The sequence below is a fragment of the Chitinophaga varians genome, from assembly GCF_014529945.1.
GTDB lineage: Bacteria > Bacteroidota > Bacteroidia > Chitinophagales > Chitinophagaceae > Chitinophaga > Chitinophaga varians.
The window spans coordinates 208,288-231,570 of sequence record NZ_JACVFB010000002.1 but is presented as its reverse complement, the minus strand read 5'-3'; the positions used below and the strand labels follow the sequence as shown (position 1 = coordinate 231,570).

The 23,283-nt window shown below is 50.2% G+C and carries 18 protein-coding genes; 11 read left to right on the top strand and 7 right to left on the bottom strand.

What is annotated here, in order from left to right:
• Positions 1-56: 56 nt before the first annotated feature.
• From porU to ICL55_RS08600, 8 genes are all read left to right on the top strand, one after another.
• Positions 57-3,455 carry a type IX secretion system sortase PorU gene (porU, locus tag ICL55_RS08635; protein WP_188096070.1) on the top strand — a complete coding sequence of 1,133 codons (3,399 nt, stop codon included), beginning with the start codon at positions 57-59 and terminating at the stop codon, positions 3,453-3,455.
• 108 nt (positions 3,456-3,563) lie between these two features.
• Complete coding sequence (gene porV / locus ICL55_RS08630; RefSeq protein ID WP_188096067.1) at positions 3,564-4,739, top strand: type IX secretion system outer membrane channel protein PorV; 1,176 nt, start codon at positions 3,564-3,566, stop codon at positions 4,737-4,739.
• Positions 4,740-4,872: 133 nt separating this feature from the next.
• Complete coding sequence (ispF, locus tag ICL55_RS08625; protein WP_168871273.1) at positions 4,873-5,361, top strand: 2-C-methyl-D-erythritol 2,4-cyclodiphosphate synthase; 489 nt, start codon at positions 4,873-4,875, stop codon at positions 5,359-5,361.
• A gap of 20 nt (positions 5,362-5,381) precedes the next feature.
• Entirely contained in the window at positions 5,382-5,825 is a 444-nt protein-coding gene (gene dut, locus ICL55_RS08620) for a dUTP diphosphatase (RefSeq protein WP_078670105.1), read from the top strand.
• Between the two features lie 3 nt (positions 5,826-5,828).
• Positions 5,829-7,562, top strand: coding sequence for a tetratricopeptide repeat protein (locus ICL55_RS08615; RefSeq protein WP_188096065.1), 1,734 nt, complete (start codon positions 5,829-5,831; stop codon positions 7,560-7,562).
• A 67-nt stretch (positions 7,563-7,629) separates the two neighbouring features.
• Positions 7,630-8,460 carry a lipoprotein insertase outer membrane protein LolB1 gene (gene lolB1 / locus ICL55_RS08610; RefSeq protein WP_188096063.1) on the top strand — a complete coding sequence of 277 codons (831 nt, stop codon included), beginning with the start codon at positions 7,630-7,632 and terminating at the stop codon, positions 8,458-8,460.
• Between the two features lie 106 nt (positions 8,461-8,566).
• Positions 8,567-10,021, top strand: a complete 1,455-nt coding sequence (locus ICL55_RS08605) for a murein hydrolase activator EnvC family protein (RefSeq protein ID WP_188096061.1) — start codon at positions 8,567-8,569, stop codon at positions 10,019-10,021.
• Between the two features lie 100 nt (positions 10,022-10,121).
• Positions 10,122-11,501: a murein hydrolase activator EnvC family protein gene (locus tag ICL55_RS08600; RefSeq protein WP_188096059.1), complete on the top strand. Its 1,380-nt coding sequence runs from the start codon at positions 10,122-10,124 to the stop codon at positions 11,499-11,501.
• Here ICL55_RS08600 and bshA read toward each other — a convergent pair.
• The gene (gene bshA, locus ICL55_RS08595) at positions 11,498-12,637 is read right to left on the bottom strand and encodes an N-acetyl-alpha-D-glucosaminyl L-malate synthase BshA (RefSeq protein WP_188096056.1); all 1,140 of its coding nucleotides are present in this window, start codon (positions 12,635-12,637) and stop codon (positions 11,498-11,500) included. The two genes, ICL55_RS08600 and bshA, sit on opposite strands and share 4 nt — an antisense overlap.
• 188 nt (positions 12,638-12,825) lie before the next feature.
• On the opposite strand from bshA, the gene ICL55_RS08590 reads away from it, so the two are divergent.
• Together ICL55_RS08590 and ICL55_RS08585 are read left to right on the top strand one after the other, a co-directional pair.
• Complete coding sequence (locus ICL55_RS08590) at positions 12,826-14,199, top strand: M20/M25/M40 family metallo-hydrolase (RefSeq protein WP_188096054.1); 1,374 nt, start codon at positions 12,826-12,828, stop codon at positions 14,197-14,199.
• Positions 14,200-14,224: 25 nt separating this feature from the next.
• On the top strand, positions 14,225-14,614 hold the full coding sequence (locus ICL55_RS08585) for a hypothetical protein (protein WP_188096052.1): 390 nt from the start codon (positions 14,225-14,227) through the stop codon (positions 14,612-14,614).
• Between the two features lie 105 nt (positions 14,615-14,719).
• On the opposite strand, the gene ICL55_RS08580 is transcribed toward ICL55_RS08585, so the two are convergent.
• The 5 genes from ICL55_RS08580 to ICL55_RS08560 all read right to left on the bottom strand — a co-directional run bounded on the left by ICL55_RS08580 (position 14,720) and on the right by ICL55_RS08560 (position 20,270).
• Entirely contained in the window at positions 14,720-15,433 is a 714-nt protein-coding gene (locus ICL55_RS08580; protein ID WP_188096050.1) for an SAM-dependent methyltransferase, read from the bottom strand.
• A gap of 2 nt (positions 15,434-15,435) precedes the next feature.
• Positions 15,436-16,200 carry an EI24 domain-containing protein gene (locus tag ICL55_RS08575; RefSeq protein ID WP_188098309.1) on the bottom strand — a complete coding sequence of 255 codons (765 nt, stop codon included), beginning with the start codon at positions 16,198-16,200 and terminating at the stop codon, positions 15,436-15,438.
• Between the two features lie 192 nt (positions 16,201-16,392).
• On the bottom strand, positions 16,393-17,409 hold the full coding sequence (locus ICL55_RS08570; protein ID WP_188096048.1) for a PorP/SprF family type IX secretion system membrane protein: 1,017 nt from the start codon (positions 17,407-17,409) through the stop codon (positions 16,393-16,395).
• Positions 17,410-17,652: 243 nt separating this feature from the next.
• A complete protein-coding gene (gene upp / locus ICL55_RS08565; RefSeq protein WP_188096046.1) occupies positions 17,653-18,306 on the bottom strand; it encodes a uracil phosphoribosyltransferase in 654 nt (217 codons plus the stop codon).
• 47 nt (positions 18,307-18,353) lie between these two features.
• A complete protein-coding gene (locus tag ICL55_RS08560; protein ID WP_188096044.1) occupies positions 18,354-20,270 on the bottom strand; it encodes a YfbK domain-containing protein in 1,917 nt (638 codons plus the stop codon).
• Positions 20,271-20,379: 109 nt separating this feature from the next.
• Here ICL55_RS08560 and ICL55_RS08555 point away from each other — a divergent pair, with 109 nt between their 5' ends.
• Entirely contained in the window at positions 20,380-21,471 is a 1,092-nt protein-coding gene (locus ICL55_RS08555) for an anhydro-N-acetylmuramic acid kinase (protein WP_188096042.1), read from the top strand.
• Positions 21,472-21,552: 81 nt separating this feature from the next.
• On the opposite strand, the gene ade is transcribed toward ICL55_RS08555, so the two are convergent.
• Positions 21,553-23,187: an adenine deaminase gene (gene ade / locus ICL55_RS08550; RefSeq protein WP_188096041.1), complete on the bottom strand. Its 1,635-nt coding sequence runs from the start codon at positions 23,185-23,187 to the stop codon at positions 21,553-21,555.
• Between the last annotated feature and the right edge of the window lie 96 nt (positions 23,188-23,283).

Here is a 23,283-nt window from a genome sequence, read left to right as displayed (position 1 = left end):
TATTTTCTCTACATTACACCGGCCTTCAGGAAGGATGGAAAAGGGCTATCAAGATAATGAAACCTTCGAATATTTTTCCGGCACTCCTGTTATTTTTTCTATATCACTGCGGGAGCGCTGTAGGACAGACCGTACCTCGTACCTATAAAGATCATAGCGTTCTGGCATCAGGCCACTGGTATAAACTGTCAGTGGCGGCTCCCGGCATTTATAAAATAGATCTCCCGTTGTTACAGCAGCTGGGGGTAGATACCCGGCAACTGTCGTCGGGCAGTGTCCGGCTTTTCGGCACCGGCGGCCAGATGCTGCCGGAACCCAACAGTCAGCCCCGCTATGACGACCTGCCGGAGGTGTCGCTCCGGGTGCAGGACGGAGGAGACGGCCAGCTGGATGGCAACGACTATCTCCTTTTTTATACGCCCGGCCCTCACCGCTGGCAATGGGACCCGCTGAGACCCGGGTTCGTACATCAATACCATCTTTATAGTGATGTGGCTGCCTATTTCCTCACTATCGGCGACAACGGCGCCCGTATTGTACAGGATAATAATCACCAGCCTGCCGGTAGTAAAACCTACTCGTTTGACTTTCATACTTTTTATGAACGGGACAGCCTTAACTTCCTCAGCAGTGGCAAACAATGGTGGGGACAGGAATTTGGTAAGGTCATCGGCAACAACCGTTCTTACAGCTTTTCGCTGCCCGGAGCACCGGTAGGACCGGTGACGGTCGGTTTCCGGGCTGCCGCCCGTGGCGCCACCGGCAGTAATTTCAAGGTAAGCCTGAACCAGACGGCCGCCGCCAGCGCTTATCTGTTGCCCGTCGGCAGCAGCGTTTTTGAGTCGTACGCCACCGCCGCCTATGCCTCCGGTACCGCTACCATCACCGGCGAGGCCCTGACCGTAGACGTAGCGTTCCAGCCGGGAGATCTGAACGCCAAAGGATGGCTGGACTATCTGGAGCTGACCGCCCTCTGCCCGCTACGGATACCCGCCAGCGGTATATTGGATTTCCGTAACGCGGCCGGCACCGGCCGTACACAATACTTTCTGGCTAACGCCACCGCACAAACGCAGGTATGGGAGGTGACAGACCCGCTACGCCCGTTGGCCATGACCACCTTTTTACAGGCAGATACGCTGATGTTTACGGGAGATGCAGGGCCGTTGCGGGAATTCATTGCCTTTAATACTGCGGCAGTCATGCGTCCGGTGCCTGACAAACCAGTGCCCAATCAGGACCTGCACGGTCAACCAGGAGCAGATCTGCTGATCGTGGCCCATGAGGCCTTTCTGGCGGAAGCAGCACGTCTGGCAGCCTGGCGCCGTTCCCACGACGGACTGCGTGTAGCCGTGGTGACCACCCCGCAGGTATTCAATGAATTTGCCTCCGGAACGCCCGATCCTACTGCCATCCGCGACTATGTGAAGATGCACTACGATCGCGGCGCCCATCCGAAATATCTCCTGTTATTTGGCACCGCTTCTTATGATTATCGCCAGCGGGTGAAGAACAATACTAATCTGGTGCCTTCCTGGCAAAGTGATGCTTCGCTTGATGCCATACATTCCCATGTGTCAGACGATTTTTTCGGATTCCTGGATGATGCAGAAGATATCACGAGAACGGATATATCCAATTTGCTGGATATCGGGATAGGCCGGCTCCCGGCACGCAGCGTTGCTGAAGCCAGAACGGCGGTAGACAAAATTATCCGTTATCAGCAACCCCGCTCATTTGGGCCCTGGCGCAACCGGGTAACGCTGCTGGCCGATGATGAAGATGATAACCTGCATCTGCAAGATGCCGAAATCATGGGTAGTACTATCATAAAAAGCAATCATCAACCTAATATCAGTAAAATATATGTGGATGCTTATCCGCAGGAAAATACCAGTGCCGGTGCGCGTTCACCGGAGGTGACCAAAGCCGTCAACAACAGTGTCAATACCGGTACGCTGGTGTTAAATTACAATGGCCATGGTAGTAATAACCGCCTTGCAGAAGAAACGGTAATGGATGTGAATAGCGTGCAGGAATGGAAAAACGAGCAGCAGTTGCCGTTGTTAATTACCGCTACCTGCGATTTTGCGCCATTTGATGATCCGGGTATCAACTCACTGGGCGCGCAATTACTGTTGCAACAGCAAAGCGGCGCTATTGCGCTGATGACCACTACACGGGCTGTTTTTGCCAACGCTAATCGCATCATCAACAGTCATTACCTGGAAGCCGCTTTCACACCGCAGGCAGATGGCGCCATGCGGAGCCTGGGCACAGCCATACAGGATGGCAAAAATAAAACGTACCGCACTTCCGGTGATGTGATCAACAACCGCAAGTTTCAATTGCTGGGAGATCCTTCGCTGACCCTGGCTTTTCCCCAATGGCAGGTGATAACAGATAGTATCAATGGCCATCAGGTAACAACGGAAACGGATACCCTGAAAGGGCTACAGCATTGTATCGTAAAAGGACATATTGCTGATGCGCAGGGTAATGTGCTGCGGGATTATAACGGCACGCTGACTACCGTGATCTATGATCAACCGGTCACCCATCGCACACGGGGCAACGATCCGCGTAGCCAGCCGGCAGATTTTCAGGTACAGGAAAATATATTGTTTAAAGGCACGCAGACCGTGAGCAGGGGCGAGTTTACCGTTGCCTTTACTGTTCCTGCGGACTTACTGCAGGGTAAAGGGAAAGGGAAGATCAGTTATTACACCAGTAATGCCACTGCAGACGGTGGTGGTTACTTTGATGGATTTTTTGCAGGAGGTTTGTTGCCCGGCGCACCGGCAGATGTTACGGGACCTGATGTGAAAGTATGGCTCGACAGCAAGGCTTTTACCAACGGAGATATGACCGGACCCTCTCCATTGTTGATGATCGATCTGGCAGACAGCAGTGGGATGAATGTATCGGGTAGTAATCCGGCACATAGTCTGGTAGCAATACTGGATAGTTCAGAATATTTGATTTTAAATGATTATTTTGAAGCAACTTTGGACAGTTACCGGGAGGGACAAGTGCGTTTTCAGTTGAACGGATTGCCAGTAGGGACACATCGTATTACCATTAAAGCGTGGGACACCTATAACAACAGCACTGTAAAAACCATTACTTTTAAAGTGGCAGCGCCGGGGTCTGTGGCAGTAGAAGAAGTTGTCAACTATCCAAATCCTTTTCACGACGTAACAAGGTTCTCTTTTCTGCATAATCAGCAGGGACAACAATTACAAGTGGATTTACAGGTGTTTACCACAGATGGAAAACTGGTAAAGAAAATACGTAACACAATATTTTCAGGTACCAGTCGTTTTGATGGAATCCCCTGGGACGGTAGAGGTGATTCAGGAGCAAGGTTACCCGCCGGAATTTATATCTACCGGCTGATTATAGGCAGTAATGGTCAAACCAGGGCTTTGGGTGGAAAAATGGTATTATTTTGACCTATGCATGGGAGAGCAGACTTGACATGATCCCTTTATCAACCCCCGTTTCATTTTAATATTAATAATTAAGCTTATTTTTACACCCTATCAAAATACGAACGTTGCATGATCCGAAAGGTAGCTTTGAGCCTTGTGTTCATATACGGTACTTTCAGCAGTTTTGAAACCTCAGCCCAGATTAATACAGATCAGATTGATGGCCGTACCAATACTATTAATACTGCGGTGCCTTTTCTCCGCATCACTCCGGACGCCAGAAGTGGTGCCATGGGAGATGTAGGTTTAGCCATTTCTCCTGATGCATCTTCCATTTACTGGAACTTGTCCAAACTGCCATTTGCAGAGTCCAAGTCCGGTGTGGCGGTGACGTATACGCCGTGGCTGAAGGAACTGGTGAATGACGTATTCCTGGCGACCGTCAGCGGATATACGAAGCTGGATGAATATCAGGCTATTTCTGCATCGCTCCGTTATTTTTCCTTAGGGTCTATCAATTTCAGGGATGTTACCAATCAGGACCTGGGTGATTTCCGGCCGCGTGAATTTGCGCTGGACGCAGGTTATGCCCGCAAGCTGTCTGATAATTTCTCCATGGGATTAACCGGGCGGTATATCTATTCCAACCTTGCCGGCGGCCAATCCAACGGCAGCGCGACCATCCGTGCAGCGAAAGCTTTTGCAGCGGACCTTTCCGCCTTTTATACCAAAGAGTATGAAAAAGACGATGGCCTGACCAACCGCTTAAGCCTGGGCGCGTCTATCTCCAATATCGGTACTAAAATTTCGTATACCAGTTCCGCGCAGAACAAAGACTTTCTGCCCACCAATCTGGGGCTCGGTGCCGCCTATACGCTGGCGCTGGACGAAACCAATCAGCTGACTTTCGCCCTTGATATCAACAAATTGCTGGTACCCACGCCGGATTCCACCGGCGCTTACAAAGAAAAGGGTGTACTGCAGGGCATGTTCAGCTCTTTCGGTGACGCACCGGGAGGCCTTAAAGAAGAATTACAGGAACTGATGTATTCTGTTGGCGCAGAATACTGGTACAACCATATGTTTGCCGTAAGAGCGGGGTATTTCAACGAAAACAAATTAAAAGGCAACCGTAAATATGTTACTGCCGGGGTCGGTATTAAGTATGATATTTTCGGGTTGAACTTTTCTTACCTCGTGCCTTCTGGTTCCGGTATACAGCGTAACCCGCTGTCCAATACCCTGCGCTTCACGCTGACATTCGATCTGGGCGCCCGCAATGAAGACAGCAGGACCGGCTGGTAACAGGCTGATATCTGAAAAATAGCTAAATAATAAAATTCCAAAATATATTCTGTCCCTCCGTTTTTTAGCGGGGGGATTTTTATATTTAAAGCCTTACCTTGCGGATTGGCATAAATGTTTTAAAATATAAGCTATGAGTAGTATACGTATTGGTCTGGGAGTAGATTTTCATCAGCTGGTAGAAGGCCGGGATTTCTGGCTGGGCGGTGTGAAAGTGCCGCACCACAAGGGTGCATTGGGGCACAGTGATGCAGATGTGCTGTTGCATGCCATCTGTGATGCCATGCTGGGGGCGTTGTCGCTGGGTGATATCGGCGTACATTTCCCGGATACGGACAATACCTACAAAAATATTGACAGTAAGATACTGCTGGCCCGTTGCGCGCAGTTGATCGGTGAAAAAGGCTACGGTGTGGTGAATGTGGACAGCACCCTGTGTCTGCAGGCCCCTAAAATCAAGCCTTATGTACCGGAGATGCAGGCGGTTATTGCGGAAATACTGCGTATAGGGCTGGAAGATGTGTCTGTGAAGGCCACCACAACGGAAAAGCTGGGCTTTGTGGGACGGGAGGAAGGAGTGACTGCCCATGCAGTTGTGTTATTGGAGAAAATCGCTAAATAATAATAATTTATCTTTGCTTAATGGCTGATATAATTGTGAAAATCATCAATAAGTCGGACAATGAATTGCCGTCTTATGCAACGGACCAAGCTGCAGGTATGGACCTGCGTGCGCACCTGGAGACGGCGTTGACGCTCCAGCCATTGGAAAGGGTATTAGTACCAACAGGTCTGTTTATGGAACTGCCGGTTGGGTACGAAGCGCAGATTCGTCCGCGCAGCGGCCTGGCTTTTAAACAGGGCCTGACCATACCTAATTCGCCTGGTACTATTGACGCGGATTACAGAGGAGAGATCAAAGTAATTATGATCAACCTGTCCAACGAACCACAAACGATACAACCCGGAGATCGTGTAGCCCAAATGATCATCGCTCCCTATGTGCAGGCCGTTATGCAGCCTGTGGAAGTGCTGAACGAAACCGTTCGCGGTGAAGGTGGCTTCGGTCATACCGGTAAATCCTGATAGATGCGTGTATTCTTAACCGTTATAGGTGTTGCTGGTATATTGATCACAGGCGCGTGCAGCGGGCCTAAGAAAACGCTGCGCCATCAGGCCGTGATCAAAGACCCTGCTGTGCTGGAACAGCGGGCCGACAGCCTTTTCTTTGCAGCCCAGCGATCCAAGATGCTGGGTGATTTTCGTACTGCCATCACCCAGTACTCCGACTACCTGCGGTTAAACAAGAATAATCCCACTGCTTATTATGAACTGGCCCGCCTGTTCATGGAAGTGCAGAACCCGGGCTACGCGCTGGGCTTTGCCCGCCGCGCTGCCAGCATGGACCCGGAGAACCACTGGTTCCAGATCACCCTGGCGGACGCTTTTGCCATCAACGAACAATTTGACAGCGCTGCTGCTGTTTTTGAGAAACTGACAGCCCGTTACCCTGAAAGCGAGGACTACTTGTACAACAAGGCCATGTTCCTCGCCAAAGCTAACAAACCGGCATCTGCACTGGCTGTATTTAGTCAGCTGGAGAAAAAGACAGGCGTAGTAGAGGAAGTCATCTACCAAAAACAACGGTTGTTGCTTAAAATGAGCCAGGTGGATGCGGCAGCTGCCGAGATCCGTAAACTCATCGACACCAATCCGCTGGAACTGCGCTATTATTTCCTGCTGGCAGAAGTGTATGATGCCAACGATCGCACGGCAGAAGCTACCGCTATCTATAACGATGTGCTGCGTAAAGACCCGGACAATGCCAGAGCATTGCTGGGCCTCGCTACCTACGCAAAGAAGCGTAATGACAAGGCCGGCTACTGGGCTTTCCTGACCCGTGCCTTCGCCAATCCCACTTACAGCATCGATGAAAAAGTAGCGTACGTATATCCTTACCTGCAGATGATGCAGTTGGATTCTACCAAAGAGGAAGAAGGCCTGGAGCTTACTTCCCTGATTGTAAATGCACATCCCAGGGAAGCCAAGGCATACGCCCTGAGAGGAGATATGTACTCACAGGCGGATATGCTGGACAGCGCCCAACAGAATTATGCCAAAGCGCTGAGCCTCGACTCCAGCCGCTTTTCCGTATGGTACCAGCTGATGTGGATCTATTCCCGCAAGGAAGATCCGAACGCATTGCTGGCACTCAGCAACACCGTAACAGACAAATTCCCGAAAGAATTCATGGGCTACTACTTCAAAGGAGTGGCCAGCTTCCTGTTACAGCAATATCCCGCAGCCATCGGTGCACTCAACAAAGCACTGGAAATAGGCAACGGAGAAAAGAAATTTATGGCCGACGTACAGTCGTTGCTTGGAGATGCCTATCATGCTACCGGACAGCATCAGCAGTCTGACAGCAGCTATGAAAAGGCGCTCCTGCTGCGGCCCGACGACGCGCTGGTACTCAATAATTACAGTTACTACCTGTCACTACGCGGTGAAAACCTGGAGCATGCCGCGGAAATGTCTAAACGGTCGCTGGACCTGGAACCGGAAAGTCCGACCTACATGGACACCTACGCCTGGATCCTGTTCCGGCAAGACAAGTTTGAGGATGCCAGGCACTGGATAGAGAAAGCCCTGCAATTTCCCGAAGCACAGCAGAATCCAAATGTGCTCGAGCATTACGGGGATATACTGTTTAACCTGAAAGATGTCACAAAAGCGGTGGAATACTGGCAGAAGGCCAAAGACAAAGGGGCTACCTCTGTAGGCCTTGTCCGTAAGATCGCTGAAAAAAAATATATTCAATAGCCTTCAGCCGGGAATGCCCGTTAACACCACCCTGGTAGCGCTGATACCGCTAAAAGCTTATAGCTGCATGAAAAAAACACTACTGTTATTAATAGGAATAGCCGGTCTGGCCTTTACCGCCTGCCGTCACCCGAAAAAACTGTCACGCAATACGTTTCCGGCCACAGACACCAGCAGGGTGGCTGCCCATCGGGACACCACTTCCGCAGAAGAACGGAACGCCTTCATTAGTAATATGCTGAAAGGTATCCGCAGTAATAACATCGACTTTAACACCTTCTCCGGCAGAATGAAACTGGCTATTGAAACAGATAGCAAAAGCCATAACAATCTCACGGCCACCATCCGCATGAAAAAAGACAGCATCATCTGGATATCTGTCAGCGCTCCTATCATCGATGAAGTGATGCGTGCCGTGATCACCCCCGATAGTCTCAAACTTTACAATAGAATAGAGAAACAGCTGTTCCTCAAACGGATGGCTGACGCCGAAGAATTGCTGGGCGTGCCGTTCGACTTCAAAACCTTACAAGACCTGCTCATCGGTAATCCCGTATACCTGACAGACTCTGTTTATGGTCTCGTTAAAACACCGTCCGTCATCTCTTTTAGCTGTCAGAATGCCCGCTTTGTGAGCCTGTTCAACGTATTTTCAGATGATTACAGTCTCCAGCAGAGCAAAGTAATGGATGCTGATAGTACCGCTGCCAACAAACGTTCCTGTGAACTGACCTATGGCGACTATGCCCGTGTGGCCAACCGGAAATTCCCGACCGTGCGCCGTATTTTTGTGGAAGAGAAAAGTGTGACCAAAGTAGCACTGGACTTTACCCGCTATGATTTTGACGTACCGCTGACCTTCCCGTTCAGCACACCGGCCAGCTATAAACGCATGTAATAAATTTCCCGGCAAATGTCATCTTCATTAAACTAATAAACGTTGTATATTTATCGTTTATATACTTGGTACTTAATTGCAGTTACTTAAAATAGTCATGTTGTATTTGAAGAAGATTATCCCGTTAGTATTGATCATATGGTTATTACCGGCTATGTTGGTGGCTCAGAATACAGGCCAGCAGCAACCGACGCGGGAGGAACTGGAGCGCAGGAAAAAAGAGCTGCAAAAGGAAATCGAGGAAGCCAACGCACAGCTGAAAGATACCAAAAGGTCTACCAAAGAAAGCCTGGGCCAGCTACGTGCACTGCGGGACAAGATCACCCTTCGTACCCGGCTGATCAATAATATCAACGAAGAAATCAATTTCATCAACGGTGACATCAACACCGCTTACCGGGATGTAAAAACCCTGCAGAAAGATCTGGATACCCTGAAAGCGCAATACGCCCAACTGATCGTATACGCTTACAAGAACCGCTCTTCCTACGACATGCTGAACTTTGTGTTCTCCGCCCAGAGTTTCAATGATGCCGTAAAACGTTTTCAATATCTCAAACAATACCGCGAATACCGCCGCCGTCAGGCAGATAATATCGTCACTACCCAGGACCAGCTGAACCGGAAAATCCAGAGCCTCGAAAACCAGCGCGTAAAACGTGCCGATGCCCTGAAAACGGAACAGGAACAGCGGTCTACCCTGGAACAGGACAAGAAAGAGAAAGACGAAGTACTCACTAAACTGAAAGGCCGTGAGAAAGAGCTGGTGGCCGATATCAACCAGCGTAATAAAGATGCCCAGAAAGTGCAGGCCGCTATCCGTGCGGTAATCCGTCGTGAGATTGAAGAGGCACGCCGTAAGGCCATGGAAGAAGAAGCTGCCCGCCGTAAAGCCGCCGAAGAGAAACGCAGAAGAGAGGAAGAAGCCCGCAAAGCCGCACTGGCCGCTGCTGAAAAAGCCAAAGCCGATGCCGCCGCCGCTGCTGCCAATAATGCCAATAACAATCCTGCAGCTAATAACCCACCGGCGAAGCCAACACCAACGCCAACACCGGAACCGGCGAAACCTACGCCAGAACCACCCAAACCGGCTCCTGTACGCAGCGAGAACGTGCTGGAAGCTACACCGGAAGCATTGGCGCTGTCTGAAAGCTTTGAGGCCAACCGGGGCAAACTGCCATGGCCTGTGGATGCCGGCAATATCATTGAACATTTCGGTATACACCAACATGCCGTAATGGAACATATCACCGTACCTTCCGATGGTATCGTCATCGCTACCACCAAAGGCGGCGCCGTGAAATCCATCTTCGACGGAGAAGTGAAATCCGTTGTGGTGATGCCCGGCTCCGGCTATGTGATTATTATCCGTCATGGACAATACTTTACTACCTATGTTCGTTTGCAGACTACCCGCGTGAAGAAAGGCGATATGGTGAAAACCGGTCAGGTAATCGGTACCGCCAGCGTGAATGACCTCGAAAACACCGGTGAGGTGGAACTGCAGATCTGGAAAGGTGTTACCAAACAGAATCCCGAACAGTGGATAAGACGCAGATAATTTGATCATTTGTGCATTTGGTTATTTATTCATTGAAGGCAGCCATCAATGGATAAATAACCAAATGGTCAAAGAACTAAATGCCTAAAACCGTTCCTTTTTGAAAAAGCTGATCCCATTTCTGATAGCCTGCTGGCTGTTACCGGGAGTGCTGTATGCACAGCGCGGTAACAAAACATCGCGTGCGGCGCTGGAAAGCCGTAAACAGGAACTATTGAAGGAAATACAGGAAGCCACCCGCACATTGCAGCATACCCGTAAATCCACCAAACAAAACCTGGGACTGCAACGGGAACTGCAGCAGAAAATCGATAGCCGTAACGCCCAGATCAAAAACATCAACATAGAGATCAGCCAGATTGATGGCGCTATCAGCAGTACTAACGATAACGTACAAACGCTCGAAAAGGAAGTGGATTCCCTGCGTGCCCGTTATGCGCAGCTGGTGGTATATGCCTACAAGACCAAACGGGAATATGATGTGCTCAATTTTCTGTTTTCTGCCACCAGTTTTAACGACGCGCTGCGCCGGTATCAGTACCTGCGGCAGTATCGGGAAAACAGGCGCCGGCAGGCAGAAAGCCTGCTGTCTACCAAAGTACTGCTGGCACAGAAACTGGAAAACCTCGAACAGGAACGCGCACAAAAAGCAGGGGCCCTGTACACGGAGCAAAAACAACGGGGCGTGCTGATCGCGGATAAAAAAGAAACCGATAATACGATCGTACAACTACAGGAGCAGGAAAAACAACTCCAGCAAAATATTGAGAAAAGCAGGGCTGAAGCCAGGCAGGTAGATCGCGCCATTCAGGATGCCATCCGCCGTGAGATAGAAGCGGCCCGCAAAAGAGAACTGGCTGCTGCGGCAGCCCGTAAACGTGCCGCTGCCGCCAAAGCAGCGAAGCGTAAAGCAGAACAGGAAGCGGCGCGCAAACGTGCGATCGCCGCGGCTAAAAAAGCCGGAAAGAAACCACCGCCGCCACCGAAGCCGGTGGCTGAAGAAGAAGAGGATGAACCGGCTCCAACCCCCAAAGAAGATGTGCTGGCAGCTACGCCGGAAGCCTTATCACTGTCCCGCGATTTTGAAGCCAACCGGGGACGGCTCCCATGGCCCGTCGACGCCGGCAGGATCACCGGTCGCTTTGGTACTGGTAAAGTCGGAAAAGTAGAAGTGGAACACAATGGTATCGTGATCGCTACGCCCAAAGGCGCTGCCGTAAAAGCGATCTTTGATGGAGAAGTGATAATGGTATTTAGTGTTCCAGGCGCAGGATATATGGTTACCCTGCGCCATGGAAGATATTTTACCAACTACGTGAGATTGGTGGATATACGTGTCAAAAAAGGCATGTCCGTAAAACGCGGGCATGTACTGGGTGCAGCTGCTGCCAGCGCGGTGGCCAGCAATGGAGAGATAGAATTACAGATCTACCGCAACATGGTACAACAGAACCCCGAAAGGTGGATACGCGGGCGTTAGAGTAACTGCGCCTGCTGTTGTAACACCTGCTCGTATAATGCTTCGTATTGCGGAATGATGTTATCGATATGGAAACGTTGCGCCTGTGCCAGCGCGCCTTTACGCAGTTTGGCCAACAAAGCGTCGTCCTGCAGCAACTTAATGGCATGGGCGGCCATACCGTCCACATCTCCCACATCGCTCATATAGCCGGTTTGACCAGGAATATTGATTTCCGGTAAACCTCCTGCATTGGAAGAAATCACGGGGACCTGCGCCGCCATGGCTTCCAGGGCAGCCAGACCAAAGCTTTCGTAATCAGATGGCAGCAGGAAAAGATCGCTGATAGACATCACGTCTTCCAGTTGCTCCTGTTTACCCACAAACCGTACATCTTCACAGATGCCCAGCTCGCGGCACAGGCATTCGATAGTAGGCCTGTCAGGACCATCACCCACCAGCAGCAGCTTGGCAGGCACTTCCTGCCTTACTTTCGCAAATACATTGACCACATCAGGTACCCTTTTTACTTTACGGAAGTTGGATACGTGCAGCAATATTTTCTCGCCGTTGGGCGCAATGGCATTGCGGAAATGAGGCATCTCCCGGCGGCTGAACCGTTGTGTGTCCACAAAGTTGTAGATCACGGAGATATCTTTCTCTATCTGGAAATACTTGTAGGTCTCGTCCCGCAGATTCTCGGACACCGCTGTAATAGCATCTGATTCGTTGATGGAGAAAGTGACCACCGGAGCATAGGTCTTGTCTTTGCCCACGAGGGTAATATCTGTACCGTGGAGGGTAGTGATGAAAGGTACCACCCGGCCCTGCTTGCTGACAATCTGTTTAGCCAGATACGCTGTAGAGGCGTGCGGAATGGCATAGTGTACGTGGAGCAGGTCCAGTTTCTGGTTAAGGATAACATCCACCATCGTGCTGCTAAGGGCAGACTCATAAGGCGGAAAATCGAAAAGAGGATAGGTCGGCACCTGTACCTCGTGGTAGTATATGTTAGCGTGAAAAGCATTGAGCCTCACTGGCTGTTGGTAGGTAATGAAATGCACCATATGGCCTTTGTCTGCCAGAGCTTTGCCCAGCTCTGTGGCCAATACGCCACTACCCCCGTATGTCGGATAACATACTATTCCTATGCGCATGATCTTTAATTTAACGAACGGAAAGCGACAAGTAATAAAGCCCTGTAAATGTGTGCCAGCGACAAGATTACTTTGCGTAACGAAGGTAACGCTGAATTTTCAATTAGTGGAAACTCCAAAACCATTTATTTGTTATTTGTAAGAACCCTGCCAATTAATTAGTTTTATTGCAAAATTTAGCCGCTTATATGAGAAAACGCCTTTTGCCAATGCTGCTGACCTGCCTCTTACCGGCAGTAACCAGAGCGCAGCAGTCAGATTCCCTCGTTTTAAGACAGTTGGCCGATGAAGTACTTAGAAACAGCACTGCTTATGAAAATCTACGCGTACTGACGAAGACCATCGGCGGCAGGCTGGCTGGCTCTCCTCAGATGCCCAAAGCTGAGCAGTGGGGCGTAAACGCCCTGAAAGCTGCGGGTGCAGACACCGTTTATCTGCAGGAATGTATGGTACCCCATTGGGTGCGTGGCGCAAAGGAAGAAGCCCGCATCGTTTCAAAGCTGCGTGACTTCGTACCACCGCTGAATGTGCTGGCGCTCGGAAACTCCGTAGGTACCGGCAATCCCGGCATCACGGCTCCGGTGCTGGAAGTAGCCTCTTTTGAAGACCTGGAAGCTAAAAAAGACCAGGTAAAAGGTAAGATCATCTTTTACAATTACCATTTTAAACCGGAGTTCGTTAAGACTTTTTACTCCTATGGCGATGCGGTGAAATACAGAGGCCAGGGCGCCAGCAGGGCGGCCAAATATGGCGCTGTAGCGGTAATTGTACGTTCCATGTCGCATGGCGCCTTTAACTTCCCCCATACCGGTGCCATGGCTTATGACCCGGCATATCCGAAAATCCCCGCTGTGGCTATCGGTTTGCAGGATGCTGACCGCCTGAGCAACCGTCTGAAAAAAGATAATTCCGCTAAGATATTCCTCCGTACCAACTGCGAGATGCTGCCAGACACCATTGGCCATAATGTAGTAGGTGAAATACGCGGCAGCAAATATCCAGACCAATTCATCACCGTAGGAGGCCACCTCGATTCATGGGATGTAGCGGAAGGGGCGCATGATGATGGCGCCGGCTGCGTACAGTCTATCGAAGTATTGCGTGCTTTCAAAGCAGCGGGCGTGAAGCCTACCCGCACTATCCGGGTGGTGCTGTTTGCCAATGAAGAAAACGGTACCCGTGGTGGTAAAAAATACGCTGAACTGGCAAAACAACGCAACGAAAAACATATCCTCGCCCTGGAAAGCGATGCTGGTGGCTTTACACCAAGAGGCTTTACATCCACCATGGACCCGGAGAAGAAAGCTAAAATGAAGAGCTGGAGACCTCTGCTGGAGCCCTATGGCCTGTATGACTTTAACGAGGAAGGCGGCGGTACCGATATAGGGCCATTGCATCAGGCACTGGGTACGCCCATGGCTGAACTTTCTCCTGACAGTCAGCGTTATTTTGATATTCATCACGCGGTCAACGATGTGTTTGAAGCGGTGAATAAGCGTGAACTCGAACTGGGCGCCTTTTCTATGGCCGGTTTTATTTATCTGGTGGATCTTTACTTTTGATCATAACGTCTACTAAACTATTCACATGGGCCGGTTTATTTTTATCGTTGTTACTATCATTGTCCTGGTACTGGGCGGCATCTTCCTGTATAAATTTTACTTTGTCTTCGGCAGAGGGGTAAAGGCAGGTGAGCTCAACTACTTCGTGGAAAAGGGCTACGTCTTCAAAACCTATGAAGGAAAACTAATTCAGTCCGGCTATAAAGGCCGTACCGCCGGAACCATTCAGTCCAACGAATTCCAGTTCTCCGTGGCCGATGAGCGCATCGCGCAGCAGCTGATGACTGCCAGCGGCAAAACGGTGGAACTGCACTACAAGGAATACCTCGGTGCATTGCCGTGGCGCGGTTATAGTCCGTTTATTGTGGACAGTGTGATCAGCGTCAGAGATGCTTCGGGCAGAGATCTTCCTTAAGACAATTACAAATTACGAATTACGAATTACGAATTGAGGGCTTCCATATGGCCAGGTTACTTATTAACCTCTCTATACGGAAGCCCTCAATTCGTAATTCGTAATTTATTGCGGTACCGCATAAAGTAGAAATATCGCTGGCCGCTTATGCAGGTCTGGCAAAGCTTTCCGCCATTCCCTGACGGTTTTTGTTTTGATATATTCTTCCGGACCGGTGATATCGGCGGCAATACATAGCCGGGTATGATCTTTACAATGGTCCAGTATGTCTTTCAGCAGTTGATTGTTACGGTAAGGTGTTTCTATGAACAACTGCGTCTGTTTTTTCCGTTCAGATTCTTCTTCCAGCTGGCGTAATGCCTTGCCTCTCTCCGGCGCTTTGATGGGCAGGTAACCGGTGAACTGGAAGTTCTGGCCATTCATGCCGGAGGCCATGAGGGCCAGCAGCATAGAGTTGGGCCCTACCATGGGGATTACGCGGGCATCGATGCTGTGTGCCGCCTGTACTACCAGGTGGCCGGGATCAGCGATGGCCGGGCATCCTGCTTCGCTCAGCACACCGATGTCTGTACCTGCCAGTAATAGCTTCCTGGCTAAAGCGGTGTCTGGTGGCTGGTTTTCGTGCATGGGCAACAACTGCAGCTCGTCAATGTTGATGTTTCTGTCCAATGCTTTCAGATAACGGCGGGCAGTCCGCTCGTTTTCCACATAAAATACCCGCAACTGCTGCGCAATGGCAGTAATATAGGCAGGAATGCTGAACAGGGCGTCAGCGCTCAACACAGTAGGGATCAGGTACACTTTGCCTGTTGCACTCATGGTTATATCAGTTTTTTATGTTGTAAATCGATAGTAGCGGCAATCACGGCGTAGGAGGGAGCCAGCATCCAGCCGGCTACCGGTACCAGCATGAACACATAGAACACCATGCCATTGCCCAGGGCCATGCCCCGGTGCTGACGGATAAACTGTATGCTCTGCGCCATGGTGAGGCGGTGACGTTCGCAGCTGTAATCCATCATGGAGAAGCCGTAGAAATAGGCTTCAATAAAAAAGCCGATCATCGGGGTGATCCATCCTACTATCGGAATAAAAGACACCACCAGCAATATCAGGATGGCGCCTGTCTGGTAAACGATATTGCGGAAAGACATCCGGACACCGCGCCAGATGTCCTGCCCCAGCTGTGCCCAGCTGAAAGGAAACTCCCGGTATTCCAGAATGGCTTCGGTTTTCTCCGAGAGATAGGAAAAAACAGGGGATGCCACGATAAGGAACAAATATTTGAAATAGGAAAAATACCAGAATACAAAAACAATCCGGACGGAAAAGGCCACCAGAATAAACAGGAAACTCACCCAGCTGCTTTCCAGGTCCTGTACCCATTCGGTGATATGCAACAGGCGGGTCAGGTATTCCACAAAATCACCCGAATAGCCCCAGACAAAATAAAACCCTGTGAAAAACAGTAAACAATAAATGATGCCGGGTATCAGGATCCACTTCCACAACTTGTGTTGCATAATGAACTGATGGGCTTTTCCATATGATTGAATGGCCGACAGTACCTCTCTGAATGAAAACAACAACGCCTGAGATTTTTTTGGTGACAGAAAATTTTATCTGAATAATTTGATGATGAACGAAACTAACGCAAAAATATTTCAAATCCGGCCCGGATTTGCTGAAATCGCTGATTTTGTGTGGGTCATGATAAAAAAAACCGTGAAGCATCAGCTACACGGTTTGGATATATGATCAGGTGACAGACGCTGTTACTAGAAACGAGGGCACAAAGTTTTGTACTTGTTGTTCTCGTTGCGGGTGTGGATATAGATCAATGATATCTCCAGACCGCCGCGTGCGTTGGACGCCGGGCGCAGGCTGGACACGTTGGTATCGTAGGTCATGCCTACCTGAAACCCTTTGAACTGCATGCCTACATAAGGAATGATCGCATCTTTCAGGCGGTACCAGCTGCCGAGGAACAGCACGGTAGGATTATTCTCTTCCACCTCGCTGAGGGTGAAACCATAAGCACCGCCAAACGTGAACTCAGAAGCAGTGCTCTGTTTCATATAAAGAATGCTGGTATGAAAACGATCTTTCCCATTCACCGGTACAGAGCCGCCGCCATGTATCGTCCAGCGGTAGCTGAGGCGGTTCTGGGTCTCGGCCATAAAAGATTCTACGGGTTGGGTAATATGATAATACGAGGCGCCCAGGTAGATATTGGACGATTCCCCGATCAGCCCATTATACAAGATACCGATGTTGGGATCGAAGTAGGAAATTTTTGGATTGACCAGCGTTTCATTACTGGGTATCAGCGGGTTATAACCGTTGTTATCCATCTGGTTTTCGAACTGCAGCTTGGTATTGTCTATCCGCTTTTGTACCAGTGTTCCCTGTAAGCCAATAGCGATGGTGTGGTTGCCCTCCGGGTCCAGGCCTTTATGATAGGCTGTGCTGGCAGAAAGATAGGTGGAGGTAAGTGCCCCGCCTCCGCTTCTGTCGTACATCGCCATCAAACCTACTCCCCAGATGTCCGTATAAGAGATGACATTTTTCAGGATACCGAAATCAATCGCAGCGGTGCCGGTCACAAAGGGCGTAGAGATACTGCGCCATTGAGAACGATAGTTGCCGGATATACGGTAATCGCCTGAAAATAAACCGGTAAAGGCTGGGTTAAGGGTGAGCGGAGAAGCAAAAAACTGCGAAAAATGCGGATCCTGTGCCCGCAAAGAATTAAAACATAAGAATATGGTCAAGAATAGTAAAGCTCTTTTCATAAGATAAGCTTAAAGCATAGGGTTTATGCAGTAAGGGTGAAGGTACACCAAATATGTTATATTTCAAATTAAATCCATGTGTAAAAATATTAATACGGAACTAAGTGCCTATCTCCATAATAAATTTACGGATTTAACAATTTAGATTATGGTGTAAAATCGTGTGATATACGCTCATAATGTAAATCGCTAAATCCGTAAGCTGTATTCCGAAAATTCCGAGTATTAAACGTCAGAACCGGATTATTGTTGTAGTTTATTTCCGAAAGCCAGATCTCCTGCATCGCCCAGGCCCGGCACGATATAGCCTTTGGCCGTTAGTTCATCATCAATATCTCCTGCCCAGATGGTAATATTGGCTTTGGTATTGCGCAGCACATATTCAATTCCCACGGTGCACGCGATGGCTACCACCAGATGAATATGACTGGGTTTTCCAATTTCTTCGAGGTGTTCGATGGTTTTTACCAGCGAGGAACCTGTGGCCAGCATGGGGTCGGAGAGGATTAATACCTGTCCTTCAATGGAAGGACTGCTCACATATTCCAGGCTGATATCGAAAGAACCGTCGTGATTATGTTTGCGGTAAGCCGAGATAAACGCATGGTCTGCCTTATCAAAATAATGCAGCAAACCCTGGTGGAGTGCCAATCCCGCCCGCAGGATGGTAGCCAGTACCGGCTGCGTTTTCAGCACCCGGCAATTAGCGATGCCCATGGGGGTCGTCACTTCTTTCTCCACATACTCCAACGTTTTGCTGATCTCGTAGGCGGCTACTTCGCCCAGCCTTTCCATATTACGCCGGAAGCGCATACGGTCCTGCTGTATATCCACATTCCGGATCTCGCTCAGCCATTCACCTACCAGCGAATTTGTTTCACTTAAATTGATTATCATATATCTGCTTCGCTTTGAAGCGGCAAATTACCGAAAATATATGTAACCTATTCCTGGTCCTTGTCCTTATTGACCAGCTGTGCTTTTTTCACCAGCTGGATGAACTCCGCCCGGTAGCCCTCTTTGTCCTCACCTTTGGCAGAAGAGGCCAGTTGCAACACATCATGATAGGTGATGTCGCCTTTAAAGGCCGAGTTGCGCAGCAGTTGACCGAAAGCGGCAGCAGCAGTGGCCATCCGGAAATCTTCCGGTGCGGCGCTGATCAGTTGCCTGTTATAAGGCAATACCTGTTGCATCAGCCGGCTTTTGTTTTCATCAGGCTGCTTGTAACGCAGCTTGACAGTGAGCACTTCCGGTAGATGACCAACAACAGTGTTTTGCTGGTACTTCAACGGATCTACCCAGTTGACGGCCTTACCAGCTTTATCCGTGGCGGAGATGATTTCATACAACGCGGTCACGGTATGCCCCACGCCCATATCTCCGGCATCTTTTTTATCATTGTTGAAATCTTCATTCTGCAACATGCGGTTTTCATAGCCTACTAACCGGTACGACTGCACGAAAGCAGGGTTAAATTCCACTTGCAGCTTCACGTCTTTCGCGATGGTGAACAGCGTACCGCCGAATTCGGTCACGAACGTGCGGCGGGCTTCTTCGAAATTGTCGATGTAAGCATAGTTGCCATTGCCTTTGTCGGCCAGCAGTTCCAGCTTGTTGTCTTTATAGTTACCCATACCAAAGCCCAATACAGACAGGAAGATGCCCTGCTGTCTTTCTTTTTCTATGAGTCGCTGCAGTTCACCGTCGCTGGACGCGCCTACGTTGAAATCGCCGTCTGTAGCCAAAATCACGCGGTTGTTGCTTTTATCGCTGCGGTGCTCTGCCGCGATCTTATAAGCCAGCTGGATACCTTCGCCACCAGCGGTGGAACCACCGGCCTGGAGGGATTCCATCGCTTCCAGTATTTTCTTTTTTTCACTACCGCTGGTAGAAGGTAATACCACACCGGCAGCACCGGCATATACCACCACGGCTACACGGTCCTGCGGGCGCAGTTGTTGCACCAGTGCAGCGAAGGCGCGCTTTACCAGGGGCAGTTTGTTCTCTTCATTCATAGAGCCGGAAACATCTACCAGCAACACAAGATTGGAGGGCGGCAAATCACGGGCGTCTACTTCTTTGCCTTTAAGGGCAATACGTACCAGCTGGTGGCTGGTATTCCAGGGACATACCGCCATATCTGTATAAATAGATACCGGGTCTTTACCTGCAGGCGCTTTATAATTGTAGTCAAAATAATTGATCATCTCTTCTACGCGTACAGCATCCTGTGGAGGTAGTATGCCCTGGTTCAGGAAACGGCGCACATTGCTGTAGGAAGCCCTGTCCACATCAATACTGAAAGTGCTCAGTGGTTGCTCCGTCGCCGAATGGAAAATATTTTCGTTGATGGGACTATAATCTTCCGTGTCGAAACGCCCTGCCGGGGCGGATGTGATATTACTACGACGCTTGACATTACCCTGGGCAACCGCCACACCAGACACCCTGCCGGCCAGGGCCTGTGTCATCGGGGCCGCTGCTATGGGCGCCGACAAATAACCCTTTACGACTACTTCGCTAATTGCTTTGTCATCCGTAGTAATAGGAGTGACTATAGTTATGGGCTGCATGTTGATAACAATGGATGATTGGCCGGCTGTAATTTGTACTGTTGTCGTTTCGTAGTTGGGGGCAATTGCCTGGAGGATTAACGGACCATTGGGGACGGTGAGGGTAAATCGACCTTTTTTATCACTTTTTGTGATGGCCTTACCACCTTTTATTAGGCTGACAATGGCGCCGCTAATAGCGGCCTGGGAGTTTTGGCTTTGCACACGCCCTGTAATGACGCGTGTCTGCGCGGTTGCCTGGATCATGATCAGGCAGCTTAGCAATAGTAGGGAGAGGTATTTTTGCATAATATGGGTGTTTTCTGCCGGCATGATGCAGGGGATATAACAGATTCCATAACCGGGTTAAAAAAAATTACCCGATGGGAAATCCTACCTTTGCCAAAATTTTAGTTGAATGGTATACAACGTAATAGGTACCATGTCCGGCAGCTCGTTGGACGGACTGGATATCGTTTTTGCTGAGCTGACGGAAATCAGGGGACAATGGACTTATGTCATCAAGGCTTCGGAAAGCCTGCCTTATGAACCGGAGTGGGTGGAAAAGCTGGCTGCCGCCACCACGCTGCCTGCCAGGGAATACCTGCTGCTGCATACGGCATACGGCCACTACACCGGACAGCGTATCCTGTCTTTCATCGAAAAAAATGAACTGGACCATAAAGTACATTTTATTGCTTCTCATGGACATACCACCTTTCATCTGCCGGGCCAGAAAATGACGGCCCAGCTGGGAGATGGCGCAGCCATGGCGGCGGTGACCAAACTGCCGGTGATCACCGACCTCCGCGCGGTAGACGTAGCGTTAGGCGGACAGGGAGCGCCGATTGTACCGATCGGGGAGAAATACCTGCTGGGAGGTTACCAGTTCTGGCTCAATCTGGGCGGCATCGCCAATATATCTGCGCAACTGCCGGAAGGCTTTGTGGCATTCGATATCTGCCCGGCCAACCGGGTGCTCAATGAGCTGGCCCTGCAACTCAACAAACCATATGATGAAGGTGGCGCGCTGGCCGCCGGCGGCGTTACCGATAACGGACTGTTGGCCCAGCTGAATGCACTGCCGTACTACCAGCAACCATGGCCTAAATCACTGGCCAACGATTTTGGTACCGAAACAGTATTGCCGATGATCAATGCATTGCGTATATCCGTACAGGGTAAACTGCGTACTTATACAGAACATATTGCTGCGCAGATCGCACAGGCGGCCGGCCAGCTGAAAACAGCCATGCCGGAAGGTCCTGCTAAATTGCTGGTAACAGGCGGTGGCGCCTTCAACACTTTCCTCGTAGATACGCTCCGGCAGCAACTGGCGCCGCTGGGTATTGAAGTGGAAGTGCCCGATGAACTGACGGTAAGCTTCAAAGAAGCCCTGGTGATGGCATTGATAGGTGCTTTGCGGTGGAGGCAGGAAGTGAACGTGCTTTCGTCCGTAACAGGTGCTGAGCGGGACTCCATCAATGGTGCGCTCTGGACCAGCCAATAATGAATAGTAATATATAATAGCAACGGCTGCCCTGACAGGGCAGCCGTTGTTGTTCTCAGGGCTTCAGCCCTGAATTATTTTTTATGCCTCTATCGGCGTAAATGCAAACTTGTCGCCGTCAAATAAGCCCATGTCGCTGAGTTTCAGGTGAGGGATCACCAGCAGGGCCATGAAAGAGAGGGTCATATAAGGAGAGGCGAGCGTGGAGCCCAGCTGTTTGGCTGCCTGATCGAAACGGCTGTACTGCTGTGCAATCGTATAGCCGTCGAGGTTGCTCATCAGTCCCGCAACAGGCAGGGGGAGCACCTCTACGGCTTCGTTCTCCGCTACGCTGATACCGCCACGGTGAGCGATCACGCCATTGATGGCTGCGCAGATGCTGGCATCATCGGTACCGGCGGCAATGATATTGTGACTATCATGGGCCACAGAAGAGGCGATGGCACCGCGTTGCAGGCCAAAGCCGCGAATAAATGCTATGGCCGGTGGCGCCTGCCGGTAACGGTTTACTACTACCAGTTTGATGACGTCCTGTTGTGTATCGCAGGAGATATGACCGTCTCGTACCGGCAGGGTGGCCTGTAGTGCGTTGGTGATCAGCTGGCCGTCCATGGCTTCCATGACTTTAACCGTGACGTTGTTTCCATGGGCAGGGACCCGGAAATCTTTGGGAACGGAGGGCTGGCAGACGAAATTATTCACCACCGGTGTATCTACCGGCTGGATAAGCGTTTGGCCATTTTCTGCTACTTTGATACCATTGATATAGGTAGCGAGGATATTAAAATCTTCGAGATTATCGGTGATGATAAAATCGGCCGGATCATTTTCCCGCAGCAGCCCGGTATCAAGACGGTAATGCAGTACGGGGTTTACGCAGGCCGCGCGCAGCACTTTAAACAGGTCGATGCCGTGTCCCAGTGCACGTTTTACCAGTTGATTGATGTGCCCTTCCACGAGGTTGTCAGGATGTTTATCATCGCTGCAGAACATGATTTTGTCCGGATGATGGTGCAGGAGGGGGATGAGGGCTTCAAAGTTTTTGGCAGCGCTGCCTTCGCGGATGAGCACATGCATGCCGTAGTCTATTTTTTCCTGTCCTTCTTCCAGCGTAAAACATTCGTGGTCGGTGCTGATACCGGCCGCAATATATGTTTTGGCGGCCTCGCCGCGAAGTCCCGGTGCGTGGCCGTCTACAGGCTTGTTGTATTTTTTTGCGGCGGCTATTTTAGCCATAACGTCGGGGTCCTGGTGCAGCACGCCGGGGAAGTTCATCATTTCCGTGAGGTATTTGATATCGTCGCGTTGCAGCAGTTGGTCGATATCAGCTACATCGACGGTGGCGCCGGCTGTTTCGAAGACCGTGGCAGGCACGCAGGAGGGAGCGCCGAAGTTAAATTTAAACGGCACTTTTTTACCGTTGTCCAGCATAAACTGGACGCCCGGGATGCCCATTACGTTGGCTATTTCGTGAGGATCGCTAACGGTAGAAACGGTACCATGTACTACTGCCAGGCGGGCAAACTCGGAAGGGACCAGCATGGAGCTTTCTATATGCACGTGGGCATCTGTAAACCCTGGCAGGATAAAATGCGGATAGCCGTTGGTGTTACGAACGATCTGCCGGATGTGGCCGTCCACAATGTGCAGCGTGGCCGGGTAAATTTCCTGTTGCAGGATGTCTACAAGATTGCCTGAGATCTGATAGGTATTCATGCCGTAAAGCTAAGCAATAGCCGGCATTTTCGGCGATAGCATTCGGGGGCTGCAAAGGAGGGTACGTTTTTTGGTACCTTTGTCCATTCAAAAAAA

Excerpts from the sequence above, each read along its gene's own strand:
- porV (WP_188096067.1), top strand. The coding sequence starts at position 3,564 with ATGATCCGAAAGGTAGCTTTGAGCCTTGTGTTCATATACGGTACTTTC.
- dut (WP_078670105.1), top strand. The coding sequence starts at position 5,382 with ATGGCTGATATAATTGTGAAAATCATCAATAAGTCGGACAATGAATTG.
- ICL55_RS08560 (WP_188096044.1), bottom strand. The coding sequence starts at position 20,270 with ATGCAAAAATACCTCTCCCTACTATTGCTAAGCTGCCTGATCATGATC.
- ICL55_RS08555 (WP_188096042.1), top strand. The coding sequence starts at position 20,380 with ATGGTATACAACGTAATAGGTACCATGTCCGGCAGCTCGTTGGACGGA.
- bshA (WP_188096056.1), bottom strand. The coding sequence starts at position 12,637 with ATGCGCATAGGAATAGTATGTTATCCGACATACGGGGGTAGTGGCGTA.
- ICL55_RS08590 (WP_188096054.1), top strand. The coding sequence starts at position 12,826 with ATGAGAAAACGCCTTTTGCCAATGCTGCTGACCTGCCTCTTACCGGCA.
- ICL55_RS08580 (WP_188096050.1), bottom strand. The coding sequence starts at position 15,433 with ATGAGTGCAACAGGCAAAGTGTACCTGATCCCTACTGTGTTGAGCGCT.
- ICL55_RS08585 (WP_188096052.1), top strand. The coding sequence starts at position 14,225 with ATGGGCCGGTTTATTTTTATCGTTGTTACTATCATTGTCCTGGTACTG.
- upp (WP_188096046.1), bottom strand. The coding sequence starts at position 18,306 with ATGATAATCAATTTAAGTGAAACAAATTCGCTGGTAGGTGAATGGCTG.
- lolB1 (WP_188096063.1), top strand. The coding sequence starts at position 7,630 with ATGAAAAAAACACTACTGTTATTAATAGGAATAGCCGGTCTGGCCTTT.
- ade (WP_188096041.1), bottom strand. The coding sequence starts at position 23,187 with ATGAATACCTATCAGATCTCAGGCAATCTTGTAGACATCCTGCAACAG.
- ICL55_RS08615 (WP_188096065.1), top strand. The coding sequence starts at position 5,829 with ATGCGTGTATTCTTAACCGTTATAGGTGTTGCTGGTATATTGATCACA.
- porU (WP_188096070.1), top strand. The coding sequence starts at position 57 with ATGAAACCTTCGAATATTTTTCCGGCACTCCTGTTATTTTTTCTATAT.
- ispF (WP_168871273.1), top strand. The coding sequence starts at position 4,873 with ATGAGTAGTATACGTATTGGTCTGGGAGTAGATTTTCATCAGCTGGTA.
- ICL55_RS08570 (WP_188096048.1), bottom strand. The coding sequence starts at position 17,409 with ATGAAAAGAGCTTTACTATTCTTGACCATATTCTTATGTTTTAATTCT.